15 protein-coding genes are annotated in these 15201 nt (G+C 66.1%); 12 read left to right on the top strand and 3 right to left on the bottom strand.

The window, feature by feature from the left end:
- Nucleotide 1 precedes the first annotated feature (1 nt).
- Genes ACX36O_RS10780 through ACX36O_RS10765 form a run of 4 tightly spaced genes read left to right on the top strand, consistent with a single transcriptional unit; the run spans nucleotide 2 to nucleotide 3268 of the window.
- Nucleotides 2–1255 carry a lipoprotein-releasing ABC transporter permease subunit gene (locus ACX36O_RS10780; protein ID WP_488359771.1) on the top strand — a complete coding sequence of 418 codons (1254 nt, stop codon included), beginning with the start codon at nucleotides 2–4 and terminating at the stop codon, nucleotides 1253–1255.
- Complete coding sequence (gene lolD / locus ACX36O_RS10775) at nucleotides 1248–1961, top strand: lipoprotein-releasing ABC transporter ATP-binding protein LolD (RefSeq protein WP_213361495.1); 714 nt, start codon at nucleotides 1248–1250, stop codon at nucleotides 1959–1961. The genes ACX36O_RS10780 and lolD overlap by 8 nt, the downstream gene beginning before the upstream one ends.
- 30 nt (nucleotides 1962–1991) lie before the next feature.
- Nucleotides 1992–2432, top strand: coding sequence for a DUF6970 domain-containing protein (locus ACX36O_RS10770; protein WP_488359770.1), 441 nt, complete (start codon nucleotides 1992–1994; stop codon nucleotides 2430–2432).
- Nucleotides 2429–3268, top strand: coding sequence for a TatD family hydrolase (locus ACX36O_RS10765; protein ID WP_213361492.1), 840 nt, complete (start codon nucleotides 2429–2431; stop codon nucleotides 3266–3268). The genes ACX36O_RS10770 and ACX36O_RS10765 overlap by 4 nt, the downstream gene beginning before the upstream one ends.
- A 65-nt stretch (nucleotides 3269–3333) precedes the next feature.
- On the opposite strand, the gene ACX36O_RS10760 is transcribed toward ACX36O_RS10765, so the two are convergent.
- Nucleotides 3334–4179: a mechanosensitive ion channel family protein gene (locus ACX36O_RS10760; protein ID WP_371687109.1), complete on the bottom strand. Its 846-nt coding sequence runs from the start codon at nucleotides 4177–4179 to the stop codon at nucleotides 3334–3336.
- 51 nt (nucleotides 4180–4230) lie between these two features.
- Here ACX36O_RS10760 and ACX36O_RS10755 point away from each other — a divergent pair, with 51 nt between their 5' ends.
- The 6 genes from ACX36O_RS10755 to ACX36O_RS10730 all read left to right on the top strand — a co-directional run bounded on the left by ACX36O_RS10755 (nucleotide 4231) and on the right by ACX36O_RS10730 (nucleotide 9608).
- Nucleotides 4231–4755: a DNA-deoxyinosine glycosylase gene (locus ACX36O_RS10755; protein ID WP_213361491.1), complete on the top strand. Its 525-nt coding sequence runs from the start codon at nucleotides 4231–4233 to the stop codon at nucleotides 4753–4755.
- Nucleotides 4756–4847: 92 nt separating this feature from the next.
- A complete protein-coding gene (locus ACX36O_RS10750) occupies nucleotides 4848–6530 on the top strand; it encodes a DASS family sodium-coupled anion symporter (RefSeq protein ID WP_213361490.1) in 1683 nt (560 codons plus the stop codon).
- Nucleotides 6531–6568: 38 nt separating this feature from the next.
- Entirely contained in the window at nucleotides 6569–7351 is a 783-nt protein-coding gene (locus tag ACX36O_RS10745; RefSeq protein WP_213361489.1) for a class I SAM-dependent methyltransferase, read from the top strand.
- Nucleotides 7352–7353: 2 nt separating this feature from the next.
- On the top strand, nucleotides 7354–8286 hold the full coding sequence (locus ACX36O_RS10740) for a DMT family transporter (protein ID WP_213361488.1): 933 nt from the start codon (nucleotides 7354–7356) through the stop codon (nucleotides 8284–8286).
- Nucleotides 8287–8310: 24 nt separating this feature from the next.
- Nucleotides 8311–9114, top strand: coding sequence for an SDR family oxidoreductase (locus ACX36O_RS10735; protein ID WP_213361487.1), 804 nt, complete (start codon nucleotides 8311–8313; stop codon nucleotides 9112–9114).
- Between the two features lie 173 nt (nucleotides 9115–9287).
- Nucleotides 9288–9608, top strand: coding sequence for a BON domain-containing protein (locus ACX36O_RS10730; RefSeq protein ID WP_213361486.1), 321 nt, complete (start codon nucleotides 9288–9290; stop codon nucleotides 9606–9608).
- Between the two features lie 88 nt (nucleotides 9609–9696).
- On the opposite strand, the gene ACX36O_RS10725 is transcribed toward ACX36O_RS10730, so the two are convergent.
- Nucleotides 9697–10632, bottom strand: a complete 936-nt coding sequence (locus ACX36O_RS10725; protein WP_371687112.1) for a DMT family transporter — start codon at nucleotides 10630–10632, stop codon at nucleotides 9697–9699.
- A 98-nt stretch (nucleotides 10633–10730) separates the two neighbouring features.
- Here ACX36O_RS10725 and ACX36O_RS10720 point away from each other — a divergent pair, with 98 nt between their 5' ends.
- Nucleotides 10731–11726 (top strand): quinone oxidoreductase family protein, encoded by a 996-nt coding sequence (locus ACX36O_RS10720; protein WP_488359769.1) that lies wholly within the window; start codon nucleotides 10731–10733, stop codon nucleotides 11724–11726.
- A 182-nt stretch (nucleotides 11727–11908) separates the two neighbouring features.
- On the opposite strand, the gene ACX36O_RS10715 is transcribed toward ACX36O_RS10720, so the two are convergent.
- The gene (locus ACX36O_RS10715; protein ID WP_488359768.1) at nucleotides 11909–13984 is read right to left on the bottom strand and encodes an ATP-dependent helicase; all 2076 of its coding nucleotides are present in this window, start codon (nucleotides 13982–13984) and stop codon (nucleotides 11909–11911) included.
- Nucleotides 13985–14200: 216 nt separating this feature from the next.
- Between ACX36O_RS10715 and ACX36O_RS10710 the strand changes: the two genes are divergently transcribed.
- The gene (locus tag ACX36O_RS10710) at nucleotides 14201–15187 is read left to right on the top strand and encodes an AEC family transporter (RefSeq protein WP_213361479.1); all 987 of its coding nucleotides are present in this window, start codon (nucleotides 14201–14203) and stop codon (nucleotides 15185–15187) included.
- Nucleotides 15188–15201 lie beyond the last annotated feature (14 nt).

Here is a 15201-nt window from a genome sequence, read left to right as displayed (position 1 = left end):
CATGCAGACTCCGTACGAACTATTGCTGGGCTGGCGCTACACACGCGCGGGCCGCTCCACCCGCCGCAACGGGTTCATCTCCTTTATTTCGGCAGCGTCCATCGTCGGCATTGCGCTGGGCGTTGCGGCGCTGATCATCGTGTTGTCGGTCATGAACGGCTTCCAGAAGGAAGTGCGTGACCGCATGCTGGGCGTGGTCTCGCACATCGAAGTGATGAGCGTGGACGGCAGCGGCCTGCAGGACGTGCCGGGCCTGCTGCAGCGCGTGAAGACGCAGCCCGAGGTGGTGGGCGCCGCGCCCTTCGTCAACGGCCAGTCGCTGATCGCGCATGGCGAGGACATGCGCGGCGTGCTGGTGCGTGGTATCGAGCCCGAGCTGGAGCCGCAGGTGGCCAACGTGGCTGCCAGCAATCAGGAAGTGCTCAAGCAGCTGCAGCCGGGCAGCTTTGGCGCCGTGCTGGGCGTGCAGCTGGCGCGTTCGCTGGGCGTGCAGCCGGGAGACAAGGTGACGCTGGTGGCGCCGAGCGGCCAGGTGACGCCGGCGGGCGTGATGCCGCGGCTGAAGCAGGTGACGGTGGTCGGCACCTTCGACTCGGGCCATTACGAATTCGACGCCGGCATGGTGATGCTGCACGTGCAGGATGCGGCGCGCATCTTCCAGCTGGAAGGGCCGAGCGGCGTGCGCCTGAAGATCCGCGACCTGAACCAGGCGCCCATCGTGGCCGGCCAGATCGGCAACGCGCTCGACGGCCAGTACCGCATCAGCGACTGGACGCAGCAGAACCGCAGCTGGTTTGCAGCCGTGCAGGTGGAAAAACGCATGATGTTCATCATCCTGACGCTGATCGTCGCCGTGGCGGCCTTCAACCTGGTGAGCACGCTGGTGATGAGCGTGCAGGACAAGCGCGCCGACATCGCCATCCTGCGCACGCTGGGCGCCTCGCCGCGCAGCATCATGCGTATCTTCATGGTGCAGGGTGCCACGGCGGGCATAATCGGCACGCTGTCGGGCCTGGCGCTGGGCCTGCTGATCGCCTTCAATATCGACGTGATCGTGCCCTTCATCGAGAACCTGCTGCAGACCTCCTTCCTGCCGCAGGACATCTACCTGATCAGCAAGATGCCGAGCGATCCTGAGGCGAGCGATATCGTGCCCATCGTGGTGGTGTCGCTGATTCTGGCCTTCCTGGCCACCCTGTATCCGAGCTGGCGCGCCAGCCGTGTGAACCCGGCGGAGGCGCTGCGCTATGAATAATGCTGTCCACAACGGCCCGGTGCTGCAGGCCAGCGGTCTGACCAAGCGCTTCCACGAGGGCAAGAATATCGATCTGACGGTGCTGCGCGGGGTGGATCTGGCGGTGCAGGCCGGCGAGACGGTTGCCATCGTCGGTGCGTCCGGTTCCGGCAAGAGCACGCTGCTGCATATGCTGGGCGGGCTGGATGCGCCGACCAGCGGCACCGTGCACATCATGGGCAAGGAACTGTCGCGCCTGTCGCTGGCGCAGCAGGGCGAGTTGCGCAATGCGCATCTGGGCTTTGTCTACCAGTTTCACCATCTGCTGCCGGAGTTCACCGCCGCCGAAAACGTGGCCATGCCGCTGTGGGTGCGCCGCATGGGCCGGCCCGAGGCGCGCAAGCTGGCGCTGGACATGCTGGCGCAGGTGGGACTGGGCGAACGTGCCGAGCACCGTCCGGCCGAGCTCTCCGGTGGCGAGCGCCAGCGCGTGGCGATTGCGCGCGCACTGGTGACGCGACCTGCCTGCGTGCTGGCCGACGAGCCGACCGGCAACCTGGATCGCAACACGGCCGAACAGGTATTCGGTCTGATGCTCCAGCTGGCACGCGACCACAACACGGCGTTTGTGCTCGTCACGCACGACGAACAATTGGCCGCGCGCTGCGACCGCCAGTTCCGCATGGATCGCGGGCAGCTGATGCCGATGCTGCCGCAGGCCGCCTGACGGCACGCCGGCTGCACCAGGGAGAAAGTCATGCGCAACTCGGGATTCAGGCGTTTGGCGTGGTTGGTGGCCAGTGCGGGTGTGCTGGCGGGCGCGGGCACACTGGCAGGCTGCGTGCATCCCGGCGCTTCGGGATTGGCCGATTTGCCGCCCTGGCTGCAGTCGCATCTGGCGCGCGTCAATGCCGATGAGCGCAACCCCTCCGTGATTGCGGTGTGGGAGTGGCCGTATCAGGGGCGCACGGTCTACGAAATCCAGGCCGGCTGCTGCGACCGTTTCAATGAACTGTATGACGCGCAGGGAACCTACCTGTGTGCTCCTTCCGGGGGCTTTACCGGCCGTGGCGATGGCAAGTGCCCTGATGCGGCAGCCGCCCGCGAGGCCGCTGGCGAGCAGGTGCGCAAGCGCTGGTTCCACATGGCTCCCCCGCACCCCGCAGACCGTGCCGGCAGCGCTCCCGATTTGCCATGATTCCCTGGATCGACACCCATTGCCACCTCGATGATGTCGCGTTCGCGCCCGACCGCGATGCGGTGCGCGCCCGTGCCCGCGACGCCGGTGTCGGGCTGTGCGTGATTCCCGCCGTTGCCGTGGACAATCTGGCCGCCGTGCAGCGGCTGGCGCGGCGCTGGGGCGATGGCTACGGGCTGGGCATCCATCCCATGTGCGTGCCCACGGCCCAGGAGGACGATCTGCAGGTGCTGGAGCAGGCCTTGCAGGCCGCGCAGGACGATCCGCATCTGGTGGCGGTCGGCGAGATCGGCCTGGACTTTTTCGTGCCGGGGCTGGAAACACCGGCCATGCGCGACAAGCAGGCATTCTTTCTGCACGAGCAGCTGAAACTCGCGCGCCGCTTTGACCTGCCGGTGCTGCTGCACTCGCGCCGCTCGGTCGACGCCGTGCTCGGGCAATTGCGGCAGGTGACGCCGCCCGGGGGCATTGCGCATGCCTTTGTCGGCAGCCGGCAGCAGGCCGATGCGTTCATCGGGCTGGGCTGCAAGCTGGGCTTTGGCGGGGCTGTGACCTTCGAGCGGGCCACGCGGCTGCGTGCACTGGCCACCGGGCTGCCGCTGGACAGCATCGTGCTCGAAACCGATGCGCCCGATATCGCGCCGCACTGGCTGTACGTGACGGCGGAGGAGCGCGCGGTGGGCAAGCCGCAGGCGCGCAACACGCCGGCCGAGATTCCCGGTATCGCGCAGACCCTGGCGCAATTGCGTGGCATGCCGCTGGCCGAGGTGCAGGAGCAGACCGGTCGCAATGCCCTGGCCGTGCTGCCGGGGCTGCAGCGTTTGCAGCACGCATGACGCATTCCGGATGAAAAAAGCCGCCAGCGGCGAGCTGGCGGCTTTGCGCGGGGTGAAAACCTGCCTCAGGCCTGCACCGGGGCAGCGGCTGGCAGCGGCAGGCCGCGGTAGCTCATCGGCGTCTCCGGTATCGGATAGCCGGCCGCGCCGAAGGTATCGACAATGGCCTTGTGCGTGTCGAAATACACCTGCCAGTAGTGCTGGTTGTTGGTGTAGGGGCGCACGCACAGCTTGGGGCCTTCGGGGGTGAACTCGAGGATCTCGATGTCCGGTGCCGGCGCTTGCACGACGTTGGGGAGCGCGGCAATCACCGGGCGCAGGCGCGCGATGGCGTCCTGCACGTCCACGCCGTTCGCGACCTTGGCCACGCAGTCCACGCGGCGCACCGGTAGTGTGCTGAAGTTCTGGATGTTGTCCGAGAAGATCTTGTTGTTGCCCACCATGGTGGCCACGTTGTCGGGGGTGACGATGGTGGTGGTGAACAGGCCCAGCTCGGTGACGGTGCCGGTCACGCCGCCAGCCTGCACGAAATCGCCGACCTTGTAGGGACGCAGCACCTGCATGAACACGCCGGCGGCAAAATGCGCCAGCAGCCCGCCCCAGGCTGTGCCGATGGCCAGGCCGGCGCCAGCCAGCAGGGCGGCAAACGAGGTAGTCTCCACGCCGAACAGGCCCAGAATGGCCAGGATCAGCACGATGGTCAGCAGCACCGACAGGATGGACTTGAGATACTTCACCAGCGTCGGATCGAGCTTGCCGGCGCGGTCCAGCCCCTTGCCGACCAGTCCCACGGCCAGGCTGATCAGCCAGCGGCCGACGATCCATGCCACAATCGCACCGATGATTTTCAGGCCGATGTCCACGCCTTGCGTGGCGATGAAGGTTGATACGTTGTCCAGATTGATGTTCATGAGCGTGCTCCGGAAAATGAGGAAGGCAGGCCAGAGCCTGCACGCTGCTGCATGGTAAGGACTAGATCGTCCGAAGCGGCCGCAACGCCGCTGAAAGGACTGGCTCCTGTGATCGATGTCACGGCGCGGGTGCTGGTGCTTGGCAGCTTTCCCGGCGTGCGCTCGCTGCAGCTGCAGCAGTATTACGCGCATCCGCAAAACCATTTCTGGCGCATTCTGGGCACGCTGTGGAACGAGCCGCTGCCGCAAATGGATTATGTGCAACGCTGCCAGGCCGCGCAGGCGCACGGCCTGGGCATCTGGGACGTGTATGCGTGCTGCGAGCGCGCCGGCAGTCTGGACAGCGCCATCCGCAATGCCGTGGTGAATGACTTTGCAGCGCTGCAGTTGCGCTGTCCGCAACTGCAGGCCATTGCGCACAACGGCGGAGAAAGCTGGCGGCATCACAAGCACACGCAGTCGCTGGGCCTGCCGGTGTACAAGCTGCCTTCCACCAGTCCGGCCAACGCCAGCTGGACGTTCGAGCGCAAGCTGCAGGCCTGGCGCGAGGTGCTGCAGGCGCACGGGGTTGCGTGAAAAAAACTTCTCGGATGGCTGCAAAAAAAATGTGGAAGCGTGCCGGGGGATAGTGCCACAATCGATTGGCATGGCAACTCTGGGGAACGGTTATGGGTTTCAAACGCATCCCGATGCTGATCGCTGTGGCGCTTGGATTGCTGATCTGGTTCGTGATTCCGGTGCCCGAAGGGGTAACTGAAAACGCCTGGCATCTGCTCGCGCTGTTTGTTGCAACGATTGCTGCCATCATCGGCAAGGCCATGCCGATCGGCGCCCTGTCCATCGTGGCGATCACGCTGGTGGCCGTCTCGGGAGTCACCGGGAACGAGGGGGCTGCCAAACCGGCGGTGACTGCGCCGGTTGCGGCAACAGCTGCCAGCGCAGCCGGGCCGGCACCAGTCGCGGGTGCATCCGCTGCTGCCGCGAAGACGGCCACGGTGGCGTCTTTGCCGGCAACGGCCCAGGCCCCGGCCGCCAGCGCTTCTCCGGCTGCACCGGCATCGGCGGCTGCAGCCAAGCCGGTAGTCAAGCCAGAAGCCAGGAAGCCGTCCACGCCCGCCGACCTGATCCGCGATGCCCTCTCGGCCATGTCCAACTCGCTGATCTGGCTGATCGGCATTTCCATCATGATTTCGCGCGGCCTGATCAAGACCGGCCTGGGGGCGCGCATCGGCTACTGGTTCATCTCGCTGTTCGGCAAGAAGACGCTGGGCATCGGCTATGCGCTGGCGTTGAGCGAACTGGTGATCGCGCCGGTCACGCCCAGCAACACGGCGCGTGGCGGCGGCATCATCCACCCGATCATGCGTGCCATTGCCGACAGTTTCGACTCCAAGCCGGAGAATGGCACGCAAGGCCGCATCGGACGCTATCTGGCGCTGACCAACTACCAGACCAACCCGATCACCTCGGCCATGTTCATCACCGCCACCGCACCCAACCCGCTGGTGGTGGACCTGATCGCCAAGGCCACCGGCAGCCAGATTCACCTGAGCTGGAGCCAGTGGGCGCTGAGCATGCTGCTGCCTGGTCTGGTGGCGCTGCTGGTGATGCCGCTGGTGGTGTACTGGATGAACAAGCCCGAGATCACCAACACGCCCAACGCCACCGAGTTTGCCCGTGGCAAGCTGCGTGAACTGGGTGCCATGCAGCGCGGCGAAAAAATCATGGTGGCCATTTTTGCCCTGCTGCTGTTCCTGTGGGCGGGCGTGCCGGCCATGCTGTTCGGCAAGCAGTATGCGGTCGATCCGACCACCACGGCCTTCATCGGCCTGTCGCTGCTGCTGCTGACCGGCGTGCTGGAATGGGATGACGTGCTCAAGGAAAAGAGCGCCTGGGACACCATCATCTGGTTCGGCGCGCTGGTGATGATGGCCGACTTCCTCAACAAGCTGGGGCTGGTGGCCTGGTTCTCCGGCAGCCTGAAGGACGGGATCGGGGCGCTGGGCCTGGGCTGGGAAGGCGCGAGTACCTTGCTGCTGCTGGCCTACCTGTATGCGCATTACATGTTTGCCAGCACCACGGCGCACATCACCGGCATGTTTGCCGCCTTCTATGCTGCCGGCCTGGCACTGGGAGCGCCGCCCATGGCGTGGGCGCTGATCATGGCGGCGGCGTCCAACATCATGATGACGCTGACGCATTACGCCACGGGGACGGCACCGGTGATTTTCGGCTCCGGCTACGCCACCCTGGGTGAATGGTGGCGCACCGGTTTCGTGATGAGCGTGGTCAACCTGCTGATCTGGCTGACGGTGGGTACGCTGTGGTGGAAGGTGCTCGGCTTCATCTGATCCGGGCGCCGCGGGGGCGGCCTCTTACAATCCTCGCCATGGCCAAGAAACGTTCCCGAGCATCCCCCCCCGCGTCCGGCGAGCTGCCGCCCGTCAACTTCACCGAAGACGGCGAGTGCCGCTACCTGCACCTGGGCACGGAATGGATCCAGGGCGCCATGCGGCTGGACGATCCGCTGGTACTGGAGCTGGAGTACATCCAGCGCATGATGGCCTGGCTGCTGTTCATGGACCCGGACAGCGTGCCCGAGCGCCACGCCATGCAGCTCGGCCTGGGTGCCGCCAGCCTGACGCGCTTCACCCACCAGCGCATGGAATTGCTCACCTCCTGCATCGAACTCAACCCGGTGGTGTATGCCGCCTGCCGCCAGTGGTTCCGCCTGCCGGACAACAATGCAACGCTGAATGTGGTGCTGGCCGATGCCAGCCGCGAAATCCGCCAGCCCGAGTGGCAGGGCGCGATCGATGCGCTGCAGGTAGACCTGTACGACCACGAGGCTGCCGCCCCGGTGCTGGACGACGCCGATTTCTACCAGGACTGCCGCAACCTGCTCACGCCGGACGGCATCATGACGGTGAACCTGTTCGGCCGCAGCAGCAGCTTCGACCAGAGCGTGGAGCGCATTGCAGCGGCCTTTGGCGACGAGGCGCTCTGGGCCTTCAAACCCACGCGCGAAGGCAACACCGTGGTGCTGGCGCAGCGCACGGCCAGCCGCCCGAGTCGCGCCGTGTGGGAGCAGCGCGCCGACATCATCCGCGAACGCTGGGGCCTGCCGGCCAACAAGTGGCTGAACGCGCTGCGTCCGCTGGTGCGGCGGTAACGATGACGGTTGAGAACCGTTCCACTGCCGACAGCCAGGCGCAGCAGCGTCGCCTGTTGTACTCCGGCATCGGCCTGGCCATGCTAGGCGCCATCAGCTTCAGCGGCAAGGCCATCATCGTCAAGCTGGCCTATCGCTGGCAGGTGGATGCCATCACGCTGCTGATGTACCGCATGCTGCTGGCGCTGCCGGTATTCCTGCTGATGGCCTGGTGGGCGGGCCGCCGGCCCGGCGCGCAGCCTCTCACGCGCAGGGACTGGGGCGGGGTGTTGCTGCTGGGTTTCAGCGGCTATTACCTGGCCAGCTATCTGGATTTCGTCGGCCTGCAATACATCAGCGCCTCGCTGGAGCGGCTGATTCTCTACCTCAATCCCACGCTGGTGCTGCTGCTGGGCTGGCTGCTCACGCGCAAGCCGGTGGGCCGGGGCCAGTGGGCCGCGATGGCATTGAGCTACGCCGGCGTGCTGCTGGTGTTTGCGCACGAGGTGCGCTGGGACGGGGCGCGCACCCTGCTTGGCGCGGCGCTGGTGTTTGCCAGCGCGCTCAGCTACGCCATCTATCTGGTCGGCAGCGGGCGCATGGTGCAACGGCTGGGCTCGCTGCGGCTGGTGGGGCTGGCATCCAGTGTGGCGGCGGGATTCTGCCTGCTGCAGTTCGTGGCGATGCGGCCCTTGTCGGCGGCGCTGGTGCCCGAGCCGGTACTGTGGCTGTCGCTGCTCAATGCGATCGCCTGCACGGTGCTGCCGGTCTGGCTGGTGATGCGGGCCGTGGAGCGCATCGGTTCCGGGCTGGCCTCGCAGGTGGGCATGGTCGGGCCCATGGCCACCATCGCCATGGGCGCGCTGCTGCTGGACGAACCATTTACCGGCTGGGTGCTGGCGGGTACAGTGCTGGTACTGGCCGGGGTGTTTGCCGTGACCTGGCTGAAACGCTGAACAATACGAACCAAGGAGACGGACATGGATCTGGGCATTGCAGGCAAGTGGGCGCTGGTGTGCGGCGCCAGCCGGGGGCTGGGTTTCGGCTGCGCCGCGGCGCTGGTGCAGGAGGGCGTGAACGTGCTGGTGGTGGCGCGCCGCCCGGACGTACTGGCCGAGGCTGCGAAGGAGCTGCGCGAGCTGGCGCAGGACTATCGTGGCAGCACGCCGCAGGTGCTGGCACTGGCCGCAGACGTGACCAGCGAGTACGGCCGCCAGCAGGTCTTTGCCCAGCACGACAGCTTCGACATCGTGGTCACCAACGCCGGCGGCCCGCCGGTAGGCGACTTCCGCGACTGGGACCGCGACATGTGGATGCAGGCGGTGGATGCCAATATGCTCACGCCGATCGCCCTGATCCGCGCCACCATCGATGGCATGGCCGAGCGCGACTTCGGCCGCATTGTCAACATCACCAGCAGCGCGGTGAAGGCGCCGATCGATATCCTCGGCCTCTCCAACGGCGCGCGCAGTGGCCTGACCGGCTTTGTCGCAGGCCTGGCGCGCAGTCCCGAACTGGCGTCGCGCAATGTCACGCTCAACAACCTGCTGCCCGGCAAGTTCGATACCGATCGTCTGGCCAGCACCTTTGCCGGCATCGCCGGCGAGAGCGGCAACAGCGAGGATGCGGTGCGCGCGGCGCAGCAGGCCAGCATTCCGGCGCAGCGCTTCGGCTCGCCGGCGGAGTTCGGCGCCGTCTGCGCCTTCCTGTGCAGCCAGCAGGCGGGGTATCTGACCGGGCAGAACATCCTGCTCGACGGCGGCGCTTATCCCGGCACTTTCTGAAAGCAGGCTGTAGGCAGGCTCCCACAGCCATCCCCTGAGGCTTCCGACAGGCCGGTGCACGGTCATGCCTGAAGATGACATCCAACCGCAACCTGGGCGTCACAGACGCAGCGGCGGCGGTGTCGGCCCCATGGCCGGCATGTGTTGACCTTCAAACAAGACTGGAGCCTCTCATGAAAGCATCCGCCAAACTCATCACCATCGCGGCCATCACCGGCGTCATGACCCTGACGGCCACCGGCTGCTCGGTGGCGCGCGACCAGCAGACCGTGGGCGCGTATATCGATGACGCCGCCATCTCCACGGCCATCCGCGCACGCTTCATCGAGGACCGCCTGGTGTCCGCCGCCGCCATCAAGGTGGAAACGCTCAATGGCGAGGTGCAGCTGACCGGCTTTGCCAAGACGCAGGCCGAGAAGGACCGCGCCGAGGAACTGGCACGCATGACCAGCGGCGTGAAGTCGGTGCGCAACAGCATCGTGGTGCGCCCGTAAGTACGCGCAGCATCCATCAAAGCAACAAGGGCCGGAAATCTCCGGCCCTTGTTGCTTTGGGTCGGGTGTGCACGTCAGCCTTGGCTGGTTATCGCTGCCGCGAGGAAACCAGAATCCCCGCCACAATCAACGTGAATGCCACCGCGTGGTACCAGGCCGGCATGTCGCCCAGGAACAGGGCCGAGAGGATGGCTGCGAACAGCGGCGTGAGGTTGACGAAGAACCCCGCCACCGTCGGCCCCACCATCTGCACGCCGCGGCTCCAGAACGCATAGGCCAGCACGGCCGGGCCGATCGCCACATAGGCCAGCGCACCGAGCAGCTTCGGGCTCCAATCGATATGCAGATGCGGCTGCAGCGCCCACTCCACTCCGGTAAATACGCCCGACCAGGCCAGCCCGAACACCACCTGCGCCAGCACGAAGGCCTGCCACCTGGCACGCACGGTTGCCGGTTCGCGCGTATGCAGCAGCATCCAGCTGTAGAGCGACCAGGCGATCGTCGCCGCCACCATGTACAGATCGCCAATCACCAGCTGCAGTTGCAGCAGGTTGTTCCAGGTGCCCCGTGACAGCACGAACAGCACCCCCGCCAGCGACAGCACGGCGCCGCCCAGCTTGTAGCGCGTGATCGGGGCATCGTAGAACAGGCGGCCGATCAGCATCATCCACAGCGGCATGCTGCTGGCCACCAGCGTCACGTTCACCGGCGTGGAGGTTTTCAGCGCCATGTACTGGAACATGTTGTAGCAGCCGATGCCCAGCAGGCCGAGGATGGAATAGCGCTTCCAGTGTGTCCACAGCGGGCTGCTCGGGCGCAGTGTCTGCCAGGCCATGGGAAGCAGGATCAGTGCCGCCAGTGCCCAGCGCACCAGGTTGAAGGTGACTGGCGGAATCAGGTCGGTGACTGCGCGGCCGACCACCGCATTGCCTGCCCACAGCAAGGGGGGCAGTACCAGCATCAGCGCGGCGCGTGGAGTCAGGCCACTGCTGGCCGATGGGGTAGGGGAAGACATATGGGGCATCACTGTAGCAAGAAATGCGGGATGGCACCGGCGCAGGGGCAAGCGGAAAGCGGCTAGGATGCGGTGGGAAAGCAACACCGGATTTCAAGGAGAACCCCATGCCCGTACTGACCAGCCGCGCCATCCAGATCGACGCTCCCGGCGGCCCCGAAGCCATGCAGCTGCGCCAGATCGAGGTGCCCGAGCCGGGGCCGGGCGAGGTGCGCGTGGCGCACCGTGCCGTGGGCCTGAACTTCATCGATGTGTACCACCGCACCGGCCTCTATCCGCTGCCCATGCCGGCCACGCTGGGCATGGAAGCGGCGGGCGTGGTCGATGCCGTCGGCAGCGGCGTGACGCACCTGCAGCCGGGCGAGCGTGTGGCCTACGTGGCCGCCACGCCGGGCAGCTATGCCGATGCCCGCACTTTGCCGGCCGACACCGTGTGCCGCCTGCCCGATGGGCTCGGCTTTGACGTGGGCGCCGCCATGATGCTCAAGGGCCTGACCGCGCAGTACCTGCTGCGCCGCGTGCGCGGCCAGCACGAAGTGGTGGCGGGCGATTTCATCCTGTTCCACGCCGCCGCCGGCGGTGTCGGCCTGATCGCCTGCCAGTGGGCGCGCGCCATGGGCCTGCAGCTGATCGCCACTGCAGGCAGCGACGAAAAATGCGCGCTGGCGCTGGCCAACGGGGCTGCCCATGCCATCAACTACCGCAAGGAAAACTTTGCCGAGCGCGTGCGCGAAATCACGGGCGGTGCGTGCGTGAAAGTGGTCTACGACTCGGTCGGCAAGGACACCTTCGAGGGCTCGCTGGACTGCCTGATGCCCTTCGGCCTGATGGTGAGCTTCGGCAACGCTTCCGGCCCGGTGCCGCCGGTGGCGCCGGCGCTGCTGGCGCAGAAGGGCTGCCTCTACCTCACGCGCCAGACCCTGTTCATGCACATGCGCGGCCGCGAAGCGACGCAGGCCATGGCCGATGACCTGTTCGCCGCGGTGGAAAGCGGCGATGTGAAGATCCACATCGACCAGCGTTTTGCGCTGACCGATGTGCAGGAGGCGCACCGCACGCTGGAGGCGCGACAGACTACGGGGTGTAGTGTGCTGATGCTGTGAGAGGGCGCGCCGGCTAGCCGCTTGCGCTGTGGCTGGCAGGGGCTTGAAAGTACGCGTTGTGATGGAGATTACAGTCGCTTGGTCGAGGTAACAAGCGGTTTTGAGTCGGCTGCTTCGGTCAGGGAGATGCTCTTCAGCTCGGCCCGGCTCAAGCGCTGATCGTGAAGAACGTCGCCAGGTCGTCAGTTCTGCGACTTGCTGGCCGCGCTCGCCGCGGCCTTCTTCGCAAACTCCGCCCGCAACGCCTTCAGCTTCTCGCGCGGATCTTCCTTCACGGTCGCCTTGTCCAGCGCCATTTCCTTGATGAAGCGGCTCGGCGAGGTAGCGACGATGTCGCGGCCCTTCTTGCGCTTTTTTGGCCAGCTCACGGCAAGCGAGCGCTGCGCGCGCGTGATGCCCACATACATCAGCCGGCGTTCTTCCTGGATACGCTGCAGCAGGCCCTCGCTGTCACCTTCGGCATCCTCCACCCGGAACGGCAGCATGCCCTCCGTCACCCCCACCAGCATCACATGCGGCCATTCCAGTCCCTTGGAGGCATGCAGCGTGGACAGCGTGACCACGTTCTGATCCTGCTCGCGCTCGCTGATGGTGGAGAGCAGCGCCACGTTCTGCGCGATTTCCAGCATGCTGCGGATTTCGCTTTGCGTGGTGACACCGGCCACATCCTCGATCACGCCGCCGCAGCGCTGCGCCATCCAGTCGCAGAATTCCAGCACGTTGTTCCAGCGCGCTGCGGCGATCTTCTCGCTGTCCTCGCTGTCGTACAGGTATTTCTCGAAGTGGATTTCCTTGAGCCAGTTGGCCAGGAATTCCCTGGCCGCCTCGGCGCCGGTGGTGGACTTGGCACGGAATTCCAGCTCGTTCAGGTAGCGGCCGAACTCGTGCAGGCCGTCCACCGCACGCTTGGGCAGGGCGGCCGCCAGCGAGGCGCTGAACAGGGCCTCGAACATGCTGATCTTGTACTTGCCGGCAAACTCGCCCAGTTGCTGCAGCGTGGTGTGGCCGATGCCGCGCTTGGGCGAGGTGATGGCGCGCAGGAAGGCTGGGTCATCGTCCTGGTTGGCCAGCAGGCGGAACCAGGCGCACAGGTCCTTGATCTCGGCGCGATCGAAAAAGCTGGTGCCGCCCGAGACCTTGTACGGAATCTGCGCGCGGCGCAGCGCGGTTTCCAGCAGGCGACTCTGGTGGTTGGCACGGTAGAGCACGGCAAAATCCTTGAACTCCTTGTGCGCCGAGTTGGCGCGCAGGCTCTGGATGCGCGCCACTACGCGCTCGGCCTCGTGCTCCTCGTTGTCGGCATCGACCACGCGCACCGGCTCGCCATCGCCCAGCGCGCTCCACAGCTTCTTGGGGAACAGCTTGGGGTTGGGGCCGATCACGTTGTTGGCGGCTTCCAGAATGGTGCCGGTGGAGCGGTAGTTCTGCTCCAGCTTGATCACCTTGAGGCTGGGAAAATCTACCGGCAGCTTGCGCAGATTGTCCAGCGTGGCGCCGCGCCAGCCGTAGATGCTCTGGTCATCATCGCCCACGGCGGTGAAGCGCGCATCGGCTTTGTCGGGCCAGCCGACCAGCAGCTTGAGAAGTTCGTACTGGGTGGCGTTGGTGTCCTGGTATTCGTCCACCAGCACGTGGCCGAGCGCCTTCTGCCATTTTTCGCGCACGTCGGAGTGGTTCTGCAGCAGCTTGAGCGGCAGGCCGATCAGGTCGTCGAAATCCACGCTCTGGTAGGCCGTGAGGCGCTCCTGGTAGAGCTTCATCACCATGGCGGCGCTGCGGTGCTCGTCGTTGCCCACGGTGCACTGGGCCAGCGCGGTGTCGGCGTTCAGGCCCTGGTTCTTCCACAGGCTGATGGTCCACTGCCACTGGCGCGCTACGGCGGCGTCGGTGGTGCCGCCGCAGTCCTTGAGCAGGGCCAGCACGTCATCGCTGTCCAGGATGCTGAACTGTGCCTTCAGGCCAAGCGCCGCGCCATCCTCGCGCAGCATGCGCACGCCGAGCGCGTGGAAGGTGCAGATGATCACGTCCTTGGCCGCCTTGCCGATCAGCCCCTTGGCGCGTTCGCGCATTTCGGCGGCGGCCTTGTTGGTGAAGGTGATGGCGGCGATGCGCCTGGGCTCGCAGCCGGCCTGGATCAGGCGCGCGATCTTGTGCGTGATCACGCGTGTCTTGCCCGAGCCGGCACCGGCCAGCACCAGGCAGGGGCCGTGCAGGTAGTTGACTGCTTCTTGCTGGGAGACGTTCAGGCCGGCGGACATGGGCTCAGGGGAAACTGCAAAGGGGATCAAGCAAAAAACCCGCCGCAGCGGGTTTGGAGGCGGGCACCGCAAAAGGGCGCCAGATTGCGGTCTAGTGTAGCCGATCCCGTGCGGGCAGGCGGCAGGGCTTGATCTTTGCTGCAAGCCCCGCAACACCGGCTCGTTGGCGCTAGCATGTGCATCTGGAACCCACAAGAACAAGCAGGGAGACAAGGCGTGCTGGCCATCCTCGGAGTGACTTTTCCGTTTTTTGCACTGGTGCTGTGCGGCTATGTGGCGGCGCGGCGCGAGATGCTGCCGCTGGCGGCCATTCCGGGCCTGAACAGCTTCGTGCTGTACTTCGCGCTGCCGGCCATGCTCTACCGCTACAGCGCGCAGACGCCAATCGCCGAGCTGCTCGACACGGCGCTGCTCAGCGTCTATCTGCTGGTAGCGGCCATCATGATCACGCTGACCATCGTGGTGACCAAACGCGGCCGCATTGGCTGGAACGACGCCGCCCTGGGCGCGCTGGTGGCGACCTTTCCCAACGTGGGCTTCATGGGTGTGCCGATGCTGGTCGCGCTGCTGGGCGAGGTGGCGACCGGCCCCATCATCGTGCTGCTGGCGGCGGATATGGTGGTGACCTCTTCGGTCTGCATTGCGCTGTCGCGGCTGGATGGCGATGCCGAAACGGCCACGCTGCCCCCGTCCCGCCGTCTGCGGCTGGCCTTGGGCAAGGCCTTGCGCAGCGTGCTCGGCAATCCGATGGCTTGGTCCATGGTGCTGGGCGCTCTGGCGTCGGCCACGGGCCTGCATCTGCCTGCCGCACTCGACAAGACGGTGGCGCTGCTCGGCAATGCTGCGTCGCCGGTGGCGCTGTTCACCATCGGCGCCGTGCTGGCGCGTGCCAACATGGTGGCGGGGCAGGGCCGTCAGGGGCAAGGCGGCTGGAGTGGCGTGTGGCCGGTGGCCCTGTTCAAGCTGGTGCTGCACCCGCTGCTGGCCTTCGGCATGGGCAAGGCCGGACAGGCAGTGGGCCTGCCCCTGAGCGATGCGGTGATCACCGTGATGACCATGGCCGCCGCACTGCCCAGCGCCAGCAACGTCTCGCTGCTGGCCGAGCGCTTCGGGGCCGATACGGCACGCATCGCCCGCATCATCCTGCTCACCACCGTGCTTGCGTTCGGCAGCTTCACGCTGGTGGCCAGCTGGATGAGCTGAAGCATTGGAAATTC

Source organism: Brachymonas sp. KE5, assembly GCF_057773645.1.
Note: the sequence above shows the minus strand (reverse complement) of the source record. Positions and strands in the feature narration are given on the sequence as shown.